This is a genomic window from Bacteroidia bacterium (assembly GCA_026932145.1).
In the GTDB taxonomy this organism is placed as follows: domain Bacteria; phylum Bacteroidota; class Bacteroidia; order J057; family JAIXKT01; genus JAIXKT01.
Genome location: JAIXKT010000048.1, coordinates 43,055 through 58,170, shown reverse-complemented (window position 1 = coordinate 58,170; position 15,116 = coordinate 43,055). Strand labels below are relative to the sequence as shown.

10 protein-coding genes are annotated in these 15,116 nt (G+C 39.8%); 7 read left to right on the top strand and 3 right to left on the bottom strand.

What is annotated here, in order from left to right:
- Positions 1-42 precede the first annotated feature (42 nt).
- Both rpe and LC115_11280 read left to right on the top strand, forming a co-directional pair.
- Positions 43-762, top strand: a complete 720-nt coding sequence (gene rpe / locus LC115_11285) for a ribulose-phosphate 3-epimerase (GenBank protein ID MCZ2357247.1) — start codon at positions 43-45, stop codon at positions 760-762.
- Positions 759-3,248, top strand: coding sequence for a TonB-dependent receptor (locus LC115_11280; protein ID MCZ2357246.1), 2,490 nt, complete (start codon positions 759-761; stop codon positions 3,246-3,248). Before rpe ends, LC115_11280 begins: the two co-directional genes overlap by 4 nt.
- Positions 3,249-3,269: 21 nt before the next feature.
- Here LC115_11280 and aroA read toward each other — a convergent pair whose 3' ends face one another.
- Together aroA and pruA are read right to left on the bottom strand one after the other, a co-directional pair.
- On the bottom strand, positions 3,270-4,559 hold the full coding sequence (aroA, locus tag LC115_11275) for a 3-phosphoshikimate 1-carboxyvinyltransferase (protein ID MCZ2357245.1): 1,290 nt from the start codon (positions 4,557-4,559) through the stop codon (positions 3,270-3,272).
- 35 nt (positions 4,560-4,594) lie between these two features.
- Positions 4,595-6,214: an L-glutamate gamma-semialdehyde dehydrogenase gene (gene pruA / locus LC115_11270; protein ID MCZ2357244.1), complete on the bottom strand. Its 1,620-nt coding sequence runs from the start codon at positions 6,212-6,214 to the stop codon at positions 4,595-4,597.
- A 302-nt stretch (positions 6,215-6,516) separates the two neighbouring features.
- On the opposite strand from pruA, the gene LC115_11265 reads away from it, so the two are divergent.
- Together LC115_11265 and crcB are read left to right on the top strand one after the other, a co-directional pair.
- Positions 6,517-7,176 carry a Crp/Fnr family transcriptional regulator gene (locus LC115_11265; protein ID MCZ2357243.1) on the top strand — a complete coding sequence of 220 codons (660 nt, stop codon included), beginning with the start codon at positions 6,517-6,519 and terminating at the stop codon, positions 7,174-7,176.
- Positions 7,177-7,209: 33 nt separating this feature from the next.
- Positions 7,210-7,578: a fluoride efflux transporter CrcB gene (crcB, locus tag LC115_11260; protein MCZ2357242.1), complete on the top strand. Its 369-nt coding sequence runs from the start codon at positions 7,210-7,212 to the stop codon at positions 7,576-7,578.
- Between the two features lie 85 nt (positions 7,579-7,663).
- Here crcB and LC115_11255 read toward each other — a convergent pair whose 3' ends face one another.
- A complete protein-coding gene (locus LC115_11255; protein ID MCZ2357241.1) occupies positions 7,664-9,457 on the bottom strand; it encodes a glycosyltransferase family 39 protein in 1,794 nt (597 codons plus the stop codon).
- Between the two features lie 391 nt (positions 9,458-9,848).
- Between LC115_11255 and LC115_11250 the strand changes: the two genes are divergently transcribed.
- Genes LC115_11250 through LC115_11240 form a run of 3 tightly spaced genes read left to right on the top strand, consistent with a single transcriptional unit; the run spans position 9,849 to position 15,113 of the window.
- Positions 9,849-12,836 carry a TonB-dependent receptor gene (locus LC115_11250; GenBank protein ID MCZ2357240.1) on the top strand — a complete coding sequence of 996 codons (2,988 nt, stop codon included), beginning with the start codon at positions 9,849-9,851 and terminating at the stop codon, positions 12,834-12,836.
- A 34-nt stretch (positions 12,837-12,870) separates the two neighbouring features.
- On the top strand, positions 12,871-13,887 hold the full coding sequence (gene hemE, locus LC115_11245) for a uroporphyrinogen decarboxylase (protein ID MCZ2357239.1): 1,017 nt from the start codon (positions 12,871-12,873) through the stop codon (positions 13,885-13,887).
- Complete coding sequence (locus LC115_11240) at positions 13,884-15,113, top strand: HAMP domain-containing histidine kinase (GenBank protein ID MCZ2357238.1); 1,230 nt, start codon at positions 13,884-13,886, stop codon at positions 15,111-15,113. Before hemE ends, LC115_11240 begins: the two co-directional genes overlap by 4 nt.
- Positions 15,114-15,116: the final 3 nt, after the last annotated feature.

Sequence of the window (15,116 nt, the reverse complement as noted above, 5' to 3'; positions counted from 1 at the left end):
TGAACGGGAGAAAATCTGAGCTTTTTTAAAAATTTAGAGGTTATGCAACACGCTCTGTTATTTTATATCTGTGTACCTTTGCATCAGATGGTAAGGCCGGTAATCGTTTCCCCTTCGTTGTTATCGTCTGATTTTTCTCGTCTTGGGGAGGAGTTATGTTGGATTAATGATAGTTCCGCTGCGTGGGTTCATTGTGATGTTATGGACGGTGTTTTTGTTCCCAATATTACATTTGGGCCGCCGGTTATTGCTTCGCTTCGCCCGTACACAACCAAGATTATAGATGTTCACTTGATGATTGTTCATCCGGAACGGTATGTAGATGCTTTTGCGGATGCTGGAGCTGACGTGATTACGGTACATTGGGAGGCTTGTACTCATTTAGATAGGACTATATCGGCTATTCGGGCGCGGGGTGTTAAAGCCGGAGTAGCACTAAACCCGGCAACACCACCGGAACTCCTACGCGATATTTTAACACAATTAGACTTGGTTCTTATCATGTCCGTAAATCCGGGCTTCGGCGGACAAAGTTTTATCCAAAATACTTATTCTAAGCTCCAAAGAATCACCGAATTATCAAAAGAACTTGGCTGTAATCCTTACATCGAGGTTGACGGGGGCGTTTCTCTTGAAAATGCAGCCAAAATTACCGCAGCCGGTGCCAATGTGTTAGTTGCCGGTAACGCTATTTTTAAGACACCTAAACCAAGCGAAACCATTTCTCAAATGCTACAACTGTGTCATACAAACTGTCTATGAAAAAAAAACAGCCATTAACAAATCTGTTTTTGGGAATTTCTTTTCTGGCTTTTACCTGTTTTCAGGGTTTTGCGCAGGAATCAACTTTGAGAGGGAAAATTATTGATAGAGAAAACCACCCTGTTGTAGATGCTTTGATTCGGATCTATAAAATAGATAAAGTTTGGAAATCTGCTGCTGACGGCCATTTTTCCCTCAGTGTTCCCCCTGGAAATTATCAGATTATAATCACACACATCAACTTTTTTTCGGAAACGCTCGATGTTCATTTGCCGCTTGGAGCAACTTTAAACCGTAATTTCATCCTCACTGCTAATGAAAAAAAGTTAGAAGGCGTTGATATTATTGATAAACCCAATACCACCAAAACCCAAGAAAATCCTTTTTTAGATGTTTTACCTATTGATCCCAAAAAAATTGTAGAGATACCAACTCCAAAGTCAGATATTGAAAGTAAATTAGTTACGATGCCCGGAGTGGTTTCTAATAATGAATTTTCATCTCAATATCGGGTTCGTGGCGGAAATTTTGATGAAAATTTAATTTATGTAAATGACATTGAGATTTACCGTCCACAGATGATTCGTTCTGGCCAGCAGGAAGGTTTAGGGTTCAGCAATGCGGAACTCATTTCCAATGCAGCCTTCAGCACCGGCGGCTTCGAAGCCCGCTTTGGAGACAAACTCTCATCTGTCTTAAACTTAACCTATAATAAACCCAAACAATTTCGGGGTTCAGCCGAAGTAGGTATTTTGACCACAAATCTACATTTAGAAGGCAGCTCTAAAAATAAAAAAGATCCTGAATCCTCCGGAAAATTTACCTACCTTATTGGCCTTAGAAGATATTCTACGCAGTATTTAATTAAATCTTTAGACACCCAGGGAGATTATCATCCCAGTTTCTATGACGGTCAGCTTTTTTTGACCTACGTACCTAAGCCCAGAAAACACTCTGATGGTGATTCAGGAACATCAAGTTCAATAGAACGGCTAAAAATATCTTACTTGTTAGCAGCTTCCCGAAACCGCTTTCAATTTATCCCCCAAAATAGGGAAACAACTTTTGGCACATTTCAGCAAGCATTTAGGCTCTTTGTGGCTTTTGAAGGAAAAGAAATCACCCAATATCTTACGGGACAAACAGCACTGCTGGTAGAATACCGCCCAACCTATCGCTATAACTTAAAGTTTATTGCTTCTGGATTTCAAACCCAAGAAGCTGAGGTATTTACTACCGAAGGCGGATACCGTTTAAGCGACATCAACACTAACTTTGGCTCTAAAGAATTTGGAGAAGAAGTTTTTGTCCGGGGAATTGGTACATATCTCAATCATGCACGAAATTACTTAAATGCCTCTGTTGTCTATGCAGAGCACAAAGGAGAGTATTATCTAAACTCCAACTTAACTCGGAAAATTTTATGGGGGGTACGCGCCCAGCAAGAATGGATAGCTGACGAACTCAAAGAATGGACGGCAACCGACTCTTCAGACTATGTAAAACAACAAGATTATATCCAAACCCAAAATAACTTAACCTCCCAGCGCTTAATGGGTTATACCCAGTTAAATTGGAGATTCCATGAATCCCTACCCTTGCGGGTAATGGCCGGCGTTCGTGCAAACTACTGGACACTGAATCACGAATTGACTATTAGCCCACGATTACAAGCTGTGTGGGAACCCGTTTTACGGGATTCCCTAAAACAATTACAGCTTCGGGCTGCCGTTGGAACCTATGTACAACCTCCTTTTTATCGAGAAATGAGAAGCTATGCCGGAACAGTAAATACTTCGCTTCAAGCGCAAAAAAGCACTCATTTTATTTTAGGGGGAGATTATGTTTTTCGGCTCTGGCGGCGAAATTTCAAAGTGTTTTCTGAATTATACTATAAAAAACTAACGGATATTGTTCCCTACGAAGTTGATAACGTCAGAATCCGGTATTTAGCCACAAACTCTGCCGTTGGTTATGCTTATGGCTGGGATAACCGAATTAACGGAGAATTTATACGCGGAATAGATTCTTGGCTAACCGTTTCTTATCTTAAAACCGAAGAAGATTTATCGCAAGACACACGCGGGTATATACGGAGGCCAAGCGACCAGCGCGTAACGGTTGGGTTCTATTTTCAAGATGAACTACCCAGAAATCCTACTTTTAAGGTTCATGTTAATTTAGTTTACGGTTCTGGCCTGCCTTTTGGGCCTCCTAAAAACCTATTTGCCCGCAATCAATTTTCAGCACCGGCTTACCGCAGAGTTGATTTAGGGTTTTCTAAATTACTATTATTTAAAACAAGAGAAGAACGCGGAAAATTGGGTGTAGAATCTCTTTGGCTTTCTGCCGAAATTTTTAACCTCTTCGGAGTAAACAATACCGTTTCTTATCTCTGGATAAAAGATGTTTACAACACCCAAATAGCTATCCCCAACTATTTATCGGCACGCCTGATAAACGTCCGAATGGTTGTTCGGTTTTAAAACACTCTGATACTGAATGTTTTAGGAATAAGTCCGAGTGCTAAAGCCGATTTGCTGCAATACGCTCCAATAATCGGGGAAAGACTTTTGCACACAATGAGGCTGGTCTATAATAGCCCCTTGCGATAAAAAGAACCCGGCTAAGGCTGCAGCCATAGCAATGCGGTGGTCATTTTCAGGACGAAATACAGCTACTCGTGGGCGAGTTTGTGCTGGCGAAATCATCATAGTATCCGTTTCTGAATGCAAACTAATAGCTGCGCCAGTTTTGGAAAATTGCGCTTGAATTACAGCAGCTCGATTACTTTCCTTATTCGTTAAACGCTTAATACCACGTAAATACGAATTGCTTTGAGCAAAGCAAGCTAACATCGCTATTACCGGAAATAAATCCGGACAGTGTGTTAAATCCGTAGAAATTCCCTGTAAAAATCCGGTACTTTGAATACTTAGGATGCTATCTTTCCATTCAACTTTGGCTCCCATCATTTGCAGTATAGTGAGGATTTTTTCATCCGCTTGGTAGCTATTAGCTTGAAGACCAGCTATTTGAATGTGTCCGTTAATAGCGGCGGCAGCGGCTAAAAAAGCGGCTCCACTCCAATCCCCGCTTATGGTTGCAGTTGCACCTTGATAACTCTGCCTGCCCGGAATACTAAACGTAGTTAATGCCTCATTCGCTTCAATATGAATCCCAAACTGAGCTAAAATTTGCAATGTAAGCTGAATGTATGGCTTGCTGGTTGGGTTCTCAACGGTTAGAAAGCTATCTTGTGGAGCTTTTGGCAAGGCAAATAATAAACCACTTAAATACTGAGAACCAAATTTTCCGGATAATGATATTTTCCCGCCCTGCATTGGGCCGCGTACAATAACCGGAGGATAGCCATAAGATGTTGCAAAGAATACACCGGATTCAGGTAAGGCATCCCGATAGCCTTCCTGCTTCCGAAAAAGTAATGTACCGATTCCCGTCAACATAACCGGTTCCGGCTGTAAAGAAACGACTGGCATCAGCAGCCGAAACCCTAATCCGGATTCTCCGCAAAATAACTGCTTGGGCGCAGCTAAGTGCTGCGCACCCAAAACAGTAACAATTTGATTATCAGATATTACAGATGCTCCTAACTGCTGAATGGCAGACTGCGCAGCTAAAACATCCGTACTTTCTCCCAGATTTTTAAGCAGGGATGTTTGATTGTTAGCTAATAGTGCTCCTACTAAATAACGTTGGGCTTCGCTTTTTGACGGTGGTGCATTAACAACTCCCTCTACATAATCTGCCCGAGCAAGTAATTTTAGGTTACTCAAATTTTTTGAAATTCAGTGTAATTACCAAAGTTGATTTATTGGTATCCGTAGCGGTAATTTGTCGGTGGTACGAAATTTTCCTTGATTGTTCTGGGGGATACCCAACGCAATAGGTTGAATAGCGAGCCGGCTTTGTCGTTGGTTCCGGAGGCTCTTCCGCCGCCAAAAGGCTGTTGGCCTACTACTGCTCCGGTAGGTTTATCATTTAGATATAAATTACCGGCTGCGTGTGTTAAGGCTGTCATTGCTTGCTGCATTGCGTAGCGGTCTTGACTCCAGATAGCACCCGTCAAGGCATAAGGCGAGGTTGTGTTTACTAATTCTAATGTTTTTTCCCATTCGTTATCTGGATATACATAGATTGTTAAAACCGGGCCAAAAATTTCTTCGCACATAGTTAAAGAGCGCGGATTTTGGGTTACAAATACTGTTGGTTTCACAAAGTAGCCGGATTCTTTAGAGCCTTCACCGCCGCAAATAAGCGTAAGTTGCGGGTCATTTTTGGCTTTTTCGATATAATTCATAATTTTATCGAAAGCTCGCTCGTCAATAACAGCATTTATGAAATTAGAAAAGTCTTCGGTTTTGCCTACGGACATAGACTCAACGTCTTTTTTTACGCCTTCTATGATTGATTGAGCGATTGATTCCGGCAGATAAACGCGTGAAGCAGCGGAGCATTTTTGGCCTTGAAATTCAAAAGCACCTCTTGTGATGGCGGTGATAGCTCCGGCAACATCGGCAGAATTGTGTACTAATACAAAGTCTTTACCGCCTGTTTCCCCCACAATTCTGGGATAGCTTTTGTAACAACGAATATTTTCTCCTATTGATTTCCAGATATGCTGAAAAACAGCCGTAGAGCCGGTGAAATGGACACCTGCAAAATCAGGCTGTTTGAAAATAACATCTCCGGCAGCCGGGCCATCAACATAAATCAGGTTAATAACTCCCGGAGGCAGTCCGGCTTCTAAGAATATCTCCATCACTACTTGAGCTGAAAATATTTGACTATCAGCAGGTTTCCATACGCAGGTGTTTCCCATCAAAACCGGTGAAGCCGGCAGATTTCCTGCAATAGCTGTAAAATTAAATGGTGTAATGGCAAATACAAAACCTTCTAATGGGCGATATTCTACGCGGTTCCAGATCAAGGGAGAGGAAACCGGTTGCATTGAATAGATTTCCCGTAGATAATGAACGTTAAATCGCAGGAAATCAGCTAATTCACATACAGCATCTATTTCTCCTTGGAAGATATTTTTAGACTGTGCCAACATGGTAGCGGCCAAAATACGTGCTCTGTATTTGGTAGAGATTAAGTCGGCAGCCTTTAGGAATATCGCGGCTCGGTGCTCCCAAGGTAAGTTTTCCCAGTTAGATTTGGCTGCCAAAGCCGCTTGGATAGCTGCTTGAACATGAGCTGTATTGCCAAAGTGGGCATAACCCAAAGTATGCTGGTGGTCATGCGGGGGCGACATCCGCCGGCGGTCTTGGGTCAAAACACGCTCAGAACCAATATACATCGGAACTTCAACGGTAGAACTGCGTTGATGGGCAAGTTCTGCCTCTAAACGAAGCCGCTCAGAAGTACCGGCTAAATACCCTAAAATAGGCTCATTCTCAGGAGCAGGGTTTACAGAAAGTGCATTCATAAATTGCTTTCAAAAGTACAAAATAACAAATTAACTATTTCACGTAACAAAATTCAGCTCAAAATCTATCCATAAAAAGTACAATTTTAGATACCCTATACAAATAAATTATCTAAGTTTATTTTTTTCAATAGAAAAGCATTACATTTGCGTTCATTCGCCACATATAAATGTAACTAAACTAAGTTGCTATAACTTAGCGGGTGGTTTTATGTGCCGCATTATTTTGTAAAAAATCCCCTATGAAACACACTAAAATAAAGGATTGTTGTTTGGAGTGCGATAAGTGCGACAGCAGGAAGATGTCTGTTTTTAGTGTCTTGCCTCCTGAAAAATTAGAGGAGCTTATGGCCGTCAAAAGCACAATGGTCTTTTACTACGGAGAACTTATCTTTAAAGAAGGGCAGTTTCCTTCTGGAATTTATATTTTGAATAAAGGGAAAGTTAAAATCTCTAAATACGGCTACGAAGGGAGAGAGCAAATTGTTCGTTTTGCCAGAGAAGGTGATGTGCTGGGTTATAGAACCTTGTTTAATAACGATAAATATACTTGTTCAGCATCGGCTATCGAAGAGTCTCATGTTTGTTATATTTCTTCATCTGTTTTGTTTAGGTTAATACGGGATTTTCCGGAGTTGAGTTTTCGTTTTTTAAGTTTGCTAGCTACTGATTTAAAAAATGCAGAGGAAAAAGCTATGCGTATGGCTCAAAAAACAGTTCGGGAGAGAGTCGCCGAATCAATTTTGATTCTAAAAGAAATTTATGGTTTCGAAGAAGATGGTGCTACCCTGAATATCAACTTAAAGCGGGATGAGATTGCCGGAATTGCCGGCACAGTGCGCGAAACAGCAACCCGCTTTTTATCTGAACTGAATGAATCCCATATCATTTCTTTATCAGGGAAAAAAATCAGGATTCTGGATATAAAAAAACTTATCCGGAGTGCTAATGTCTTTGAGTAATTATAGACCGTTTAGGTGTATTTCAAAAAAGCAGTGAATTTTATTTGGGTTGGAATTGGGAGCGCAGCTGGGTCAATGCTTAGATATGGAATATCGGTTTTATTGGTCTCAAAAACCAATTTATTTCCTTGGGCAACGCTTTGTGCCAACTTCTTAGGATGCTTAATTTTTGGAATAATTTACAATTGGTTATCTCTTCAAAATCCTGAAAATCAACTCTATAAATTACTTCTATTAACCGGTTTTTGTGGTGGATTCACTACATTTTCGACTTTTGCTGCCGAAACGATACTGTTTTTCAAACTGGGTAGCTATTCTTTGGGGGTTTTATATGTTTTGCTGAGCCTGATTCTCTGTTTTTTGGGGATTTGGGCTGGTTCAAAGCTTATTGTTCTGAGATAATTTTATGCTAAAACCTGTTTGTGTTAATGATATTTTTGGGAGTAAAGTTTAAATTGGTTATATCCTTATCAAGAATCAAAACAGCCTATTCATCAAACAGGACTACTTTTAAATCATCAATATACAGTGTTTTATCGTTGGTTGCGTTCCAAAAATAAATAGACATATAATCCCATTCTTTTGGGCAAATGGCATCAAGGTAGATTTCTTTTTCTTCTCCATTTTGCAAAAAACGATGAACCCTGATTAGGTTTTGTTGTATATTCTCATTGTTTTTGTAAAAATTTACAGAAAATTGTGTTTGTTTCCACACATCCCATTCTTTAACTGTGCAGCCGAATTTTGCATACACCCTTGCCCATTTTTTGGGTAGTTTGTTATTGTTTACGATGTATTTTGGGGAATATTGCAGGTCATTTGTCAGTTGTATTTTTGGGTTTTCGTTTAAAATGGTTGCATTTGCAGATGTATCTCCGTCAAATGTATTTAAGTATATCTGTTCGGAACACTTAGGGTATCCGGTAAACGAAAATTTATTGTCAAGCAATTTTAGGTCAGATTCATTGCTTGTCCATCTTCCCACTTTTTCCCAGTAATATTCATGACTAACTTCAGAAACTTGCACTGTTCCAACATGGGCATTGTATATCCACCAGATATTCAGATACATAAATAACAGAATTATGGGATAAAAGATACCCATAGCTATTTTTCGGGTATGTACAAATTGAGTTATTCCGGCAAAGGCAATGCTAAAAATCGGGTAATATTGAACCATCGCCCGCCCGGCAGTACCTCCGTAATCCCATACATCCCAAGCTGATACAATGTAAAGACTGATAAACATTAAAAATAATGTTGGGATAAAATTAACCTTAGGTTTATACAAGAAAAAAACACCTATAAATGGAATCAGCATCATAGGGCAGTATCTTAACCAACCACAACGATAGCTAAACAGATAGTCCTTTAAATGTGGGCTTAGCCAGCTAAATCCTTGATCTTGATAGCTATAAACTACCCAATCACCACTTACCAATTTCCAATAAATTGGCTGAATCAAAACGATTAGCCCAAAAACAACTGCTGAAATCAAGAAATGTTTATAATTCTTGGTAATGAGCATAAATCTTTCTCTAAATTCTTGAATACTATTTATTCCCCATAAAACAGGAATCAAAACTGAAATTATATCTGTAGGTCGAATTAAGGTCGCTAAACCACACAAAAAGCCAATAAATAAAGCTATTTTTAGGTTCGTTTTATTGTAATATCTTATACTGCACCATATTAGCAATGTGTAGATAGTAAACAGCACATTATGGGTCATCGCTTGGTCAATGGCAGAGTAGTTTAGATAATTTGTTCCGATTACCAACAGCAGCAGGACTATAGCCGTTACGGTATCAGAAAAGTAGTGTAGTAATATTTTTCGCAAAAAGAACAACCCTATCAGCGCATAGAGCATCATCCCCACTCCTATACAAACCTGATACGGAAACGAGAATCCGTCAGCAGGATAAATGGAAGAACTTTTAGCCCAAATATGAGCAATTGTGAAGTATGGCAGCATGGTGATAGCTTGCCCTGCTGAGTACTTCATCACATAGTGCCCTGATTGCTGATGAATAAAAGCCTGCTGAAAATCCGGCGTAGGGCTGTATTTAGCTAAAATGCTGTCTTTAAAAGCGCAATGTTCAATATCTCCGTAAATAAATATAGCCGGTAAATACAGATAGTATCCTGACACATCCCAGCTAAGCGTAGCCTCAGTCTTTGCCTGATTCCACCTTGGATAAAAAATAAATGCTGTATATAAAATAACAACATAACATACTAATAATGAAAATATTGATAGCTTTATTTTACTAAAAGACATAGTTTAAACTCTTATTAACAATATTTCACTAAAAAGGCAAATAAGCGGTTTATTTTTAGCAAAATAGATATTTAGAATATTTGGATAAATACTGATAATCAATATATTTATGGTTGAAAAAACACAAAAACTAATGACTATCCGATCTCAAAAGTACAGTATTTTCTGAGTAGTTCTAATAGGCGTAAAAATAGATTTCAAAAATAGGTAGCTATTCGCTTTGCTGGTGAGTTTGTTTTTTTGCTATCAAAGACGTTCTAAAAGTTTCCACACTAAACTTAAAAACTAATTCTTCGTGAGGTTTTATCAGTTTTTGTTGGTATTTTTTTAAATCTGGTAAAATAATGTATTTAATAATTTATTTATTTCGCAAACGTCATTGAACAAAATCATGAAGCGAACGTTACTGCTTTTAGGATGTTACCTTATTCACTTTTTATCTTTTGCACAGGAAAATAATCGCACAAGGGATACAAGTAAAAACCCCAAAAACATCTCCACCAATACTACTTCACAGCCTAAATCGGCTAATCCAAATTCAATTTTAACTGAAATTACCGGAAAAGTAGTTGATGAGGCTGATGAAGAGCCACTAATCGGCGTTTATATAAAAGTAGAGGGAAAAATTGCCGGCACAATAACCGAAAATGACGGAACATTTCGTTTTTCTGTGGATTTAGCTAAGCCTATCAATTTGGTATTTAGCTATGTTGGCTACGCAAGCATAACGTTACCGGTTTCTAAAGGGTCAAATACCAACCTTACTATCAAAATGAAAGAAGAAAGTATTATGGCCAAAGAAGTGGTTATATCCGCTTCCCGCGTGAGCGAAACCATCTTAGAATCCCCCATCACCGTAGAAAAAATTGACTTACTCACCATTAAAGAATCCCCGGCAACCTCTGTTTATGACGCCGTAGCAACCATGAAAGGTGTAGATCAGTTGGGAACCAGTATGTTGTTTAAGATTATAAATACTCGTGGTTTTAACAGTACGGGCAATACTCGTTTTGTGCAACGGGTTGATAATATGGATACCCAGGCTCCGGGTCTTAACTTCTCAATTGGCTCAATTACCGGCGGAGCAGATTTAGACATTGCTAACGTTGAATTGATTCCGGGGGCGGCTTCCGCTTTGTATGGCCCCAATGCCTTTAACGGTATTCTGAACGTTACAACCAAAGACCCGTTCAAATACCCGGGCATCAGTGCCTCTGTTCGCGGAGGAGCTAATCATTTGGATAAAAAAGATGCCCCGATAAGCCCTTATTACGATGCAGCAATTCGCTTTGCCAAAGTAATCAACAACCGCTTAGGTTTTAAATTTAACCTAAGTATGGTAAAAGCAAACGACTGGCACGCAACGGATTACCGAGACGTAGCAGACTACTCCGGTGTTGAAGTAAACACACCCGGCCCACAAAACCCCGGTTATGACGGCCTGAATATCTACGGCGACGAAGTAAGTGCTGTCATTGACTCCCTCACCTTGGCAAACTACGGCCTTACCGGAGTACCCCTCAAAAAAACACGCATCGCCCGAAACGGATTCAGAGAACAAGACTTAGTGGACTACAACACCTACAACTTTAAAGCTGACATTAGCCTGCATTACCGCCTAAATGAAAAAGTTGAAATCTCCGCCCTCAGCAAATATAGCAACGGAACAACCGTTTATCAAGTCCAAAACCGCTATTCAATCAAGGACTTTGAATTTTTTCAGCACAAAATAGAGCTTAATGGAGATAATTTCTTTCTACGCGGTTATGGCAGTTTTGAAAACGCCGGCAAATCCTATGACAGCCGTTTCGCTGCTATCAATGTAAACAGGATGGCAAAAAGCGATGAAAACTGGTTTAATCAATACTTTGTTGCTTACAGCGGAAAACTTGTAAACGACCCGTTACTAAGCCAGATTTACAATATCATTCGCCCCAATGGTCCTGCTATTAAGCCCTTTGACCACGACGCAGCCCGCGCCTTTGCCAATGCCAATAACGAAGATATTTACCGCAGTTTAGTTCAGCTATTTGGAGGAGATCCGAATAACCCTTCGGCACTCCCATTTAAAGGTCGAGCCGCGTATCAAGCAGGTACACCGGAATTTGCACAAGCCTTAAACAGCGTTGTATCGGTAGCTAACTTTGAAACCGGAGCTAAGTTTATTGATAAAAGCTCCATGTACCATGCAGAAGGCCAGTATGATTTCAAAAATGAAGTTAAATTCATGGACTTATTAGCCGGCGGAAGCTACCGTACCTATGTCATGAACTCACAAGGCACTATCTTCTCTGATACTAACGGTGCCCTTAAAAATCATGAATTTGGAGCATATTTGCAAGGTTCCAAAAAACTCCTAAAGAACCACCTAAAACTAATTGGCTCTATTCGTGCAGATAAAAATACCAATTTCCAATGGCAATATAGCCCCAGAATAGCTGCCGTAGTCTCGTTGGGAAAAAATAACAACCACAATTTTAGAGCCTCTGCCCAAACAGGATTCCGTATGCCAACCCTTCAAGCTCAATATATTAATCTATTTGTTAATGTATTTCAATACATTAGTGCTTTAAAGGCTGCTGACGAACTTCACGGAATTATCGGGAATAGCTATACTTCAAGCTCTGTAACTGAATATGATGGAGCCGTTAAAAATGGCGTAGCAAATCCTGAAAAATACCTGCGGCAAGCATCTATTGAAAGTATCCGGCCAGAAAAAATACAAGCTCTCGAATTTGGATACAAAACACTACTACTCAAGTGTTTATACATAGATTTGAATTATTATGTAAACCAATACTATGACTTTATAGGAAGTTTTGGATTGTGGGGACCCAAAAAAGATTCTACAGGCCAGTTTTACCACTTAACCCCGGAATTAATGGCGAAGCCTAATCGAGACGATTATCTTATTCGTTATCAACGATATATTAACACCCCAACTAAGGTAATGGCGCACGGATTTGCTGCCGGAACGATGTTTGCTTTCTCTCCAAAGTTTTCTATAACAGCTAACTACAACTATAATAAGCAGTTTTTAACCGAAGAAATTCTGAGAGACGATATTATCAATGGTTTCAACACGCCAAAACACAAAGCTAATGTTGGCTTTGCGGGTAGAAATCTTGCTAAAAACTTTGGCTTTGCTATAAATTACCGGTGGAATGATGCTTATGAGTTTTATGATGGTTTTGGAAAAGGAATGGTACCTACTTACAGCGTTATAGATGCCCAAATTTCATATCGGGTTCCAACACTCAAAACAAACTTCCGTATAGGCGGAACCAATATTCTGAATAACCGGCATATCGAAGCCTACGGCTCTCCAACAGTGGGCGCAATGGTTTATTTTCAGGCAGTATATGACCAGTTATTTTGATATACTTCAAAATTAATTCAGAACTTTGTGCCTTGTGAGGCAATTACAAAATGATTTATTGTTGCGCGTACTGGCTGGCAGGAGTGTTTCGCGCCCACCGGTTTGGATGATGCGGCAAGCCGGCAGATATTTACCGGAATATCTACACGTCCGAAAACAAGCAGGCTCTTTCCGGCAAATGTTGGCTAACCCAAGCTATGCCGCCGAAGTTACTTTACAACCCGCTGATATACTGGGAGTTGATGCAGCTATTATATTTTCGGATATTTTGGTTCTTGCCGAAGCTATTGGAGTTCCTTTTCAGATGGAAGAACAAAAAGGCCCCGTTTTTCCGACTCCCCTGCAAGATTTGGCACAGCTTCATGAAGCCAATTTAGACGCGAACCTAAAACATACTTTGCTTGCTATTGAAGAAGTTCGCAGGTCATTAGGAAACCGGCTTCCGTTAATTGGTTTTGCCGGCGCACCTTGGACAATCTTTGCATATATGACAGAAGGTAGCGGCTCTAAGACTTTTTCTAAAGCGAAATCGCTGCTTTATCGCAGCAGTCAGTTTTCCCACCAAGCATTAGAAAAAATCACAACGGCAACAATCACTTACCTAAATGCGCAAATAGATTGTGGAGTTGATGCTATTCAATTATTTGATAGTTGGGCTGGGCTGCTTAGTCCGGAGGCTTACACTCAATATGCTTTGCCGTACTTAGCGGAGATTTGCCGGCAAGTTACTCGTGTGCCGGTTATCGTGTTTGCTAAAGGAGCATTCTTTGCCCTACCGGAAATTGCTACCTTATCTTGTGCCGGAATCGGCCTGGATTGGAATACCTCACCGGCTTATTGTCAAGGATTTAAACAGGCATTACAGGGGAACTTAGATCCCTGCGTTTTATATGCAGATCCTGAAAAAATTCAGCAAGAAACACTAAAAATGCTCAAGACTTTTCCCGCCGGAAGACACATTGCAAATTTAGGGCACGGAATTTACCCCGATATACCCGTAGAGAATGCCCAAACTTTCATAAAGACAGTCCAAAGCTTTCTATACCCATGAAAGCTCCGAACATTCGGCTTCCATATTATTACTACATCATCATTTTAACGGGATTATTATTGACTATCAGTGGATTATTGTATTCTAATTCATTGGTTAAAATACTCTCACAGAACGAAGAACAACGTGTTCTGCTATATGCAGAAGCACTTAAATTTATTGGAAATATTCATAACAACAACGGCTGCGAATCAGAATTTTTGTTTAACAATTTAGTACGGATTAATGAATCCGTGCCGGCAATTATTGCAAACCCGCAAGGAATCGCTATTGGAGATAATCTGCAGCTTTCAGCAGAACTCACGATGGAAAAAAGGCAGGAAATAGTCCAAAATGAGCTAACTAAGATGCGTTTAGATTCTCTAAACCGTCCACCTATTGCCATAGAATTTTTACCCGGAAAGTTTAATTATATCTACTATTGTGAATCAAATGTTCTTGTAAAACTTCGGTATTATCCATACATAGCCATTATTTTGGTAGTTATTTTTGGTTCAACTGTCTTTGGCTTATTTTTTATCATTCAACGGAGCTATCAAAATAAGCTTTGGGTTGGGCTGGCTAAGGAAACTGCTCACCAGTTAGGCACTCCTATTTCCAGCTTGATGGCTTGGGTAGAGCTTCTGAAATTGGAAGAGAACCGCAGCGAAGCTGATAAACTCGCCTTAACCGAATTAGAGCAAGACATTTACCGGCTGGAAGTTATCGCAGATAGGTTTTCTAAGATTGGATCTGACCCTGTTTTAAGCAGCCAAAAGGTTGCTGAACTCATCAGTAAAAATATCTCTTATCTTGCTCAACGAATGTCAAGAGATGGAAAAATCCAGATAACCAGCAAGTTAGATATATCACCGGAATTTATGATGCCCATTAACAAAAACTTATTGGAATGGGTTGTCGAAAATTTGGTTAAAAATGCCGTTGATGCCTTGCCGGCAGAAGGCGGTAAAATTGAAGTATCAGCATTCCGGAAATCCCAAAAACTAATCATAGACGTTGCCGATAACGGCAAAGGAATCCCTTCCACAAATATTAAATATTTATTTCGCCCGGGCTTCACTACCAAAAAACGCGGATGGGGCTTAGGGCTAAGCCTATCAAAAAGAATTATTGAAAATTATCATCAAGGAAAAATATTTGTAAAACATTCAGAAGTCGGAAAAGGTACTACTTTTAGGATTATTTTGCCGGAAACAACTAATTTTAACAATAATCAATCTACTTAAGCA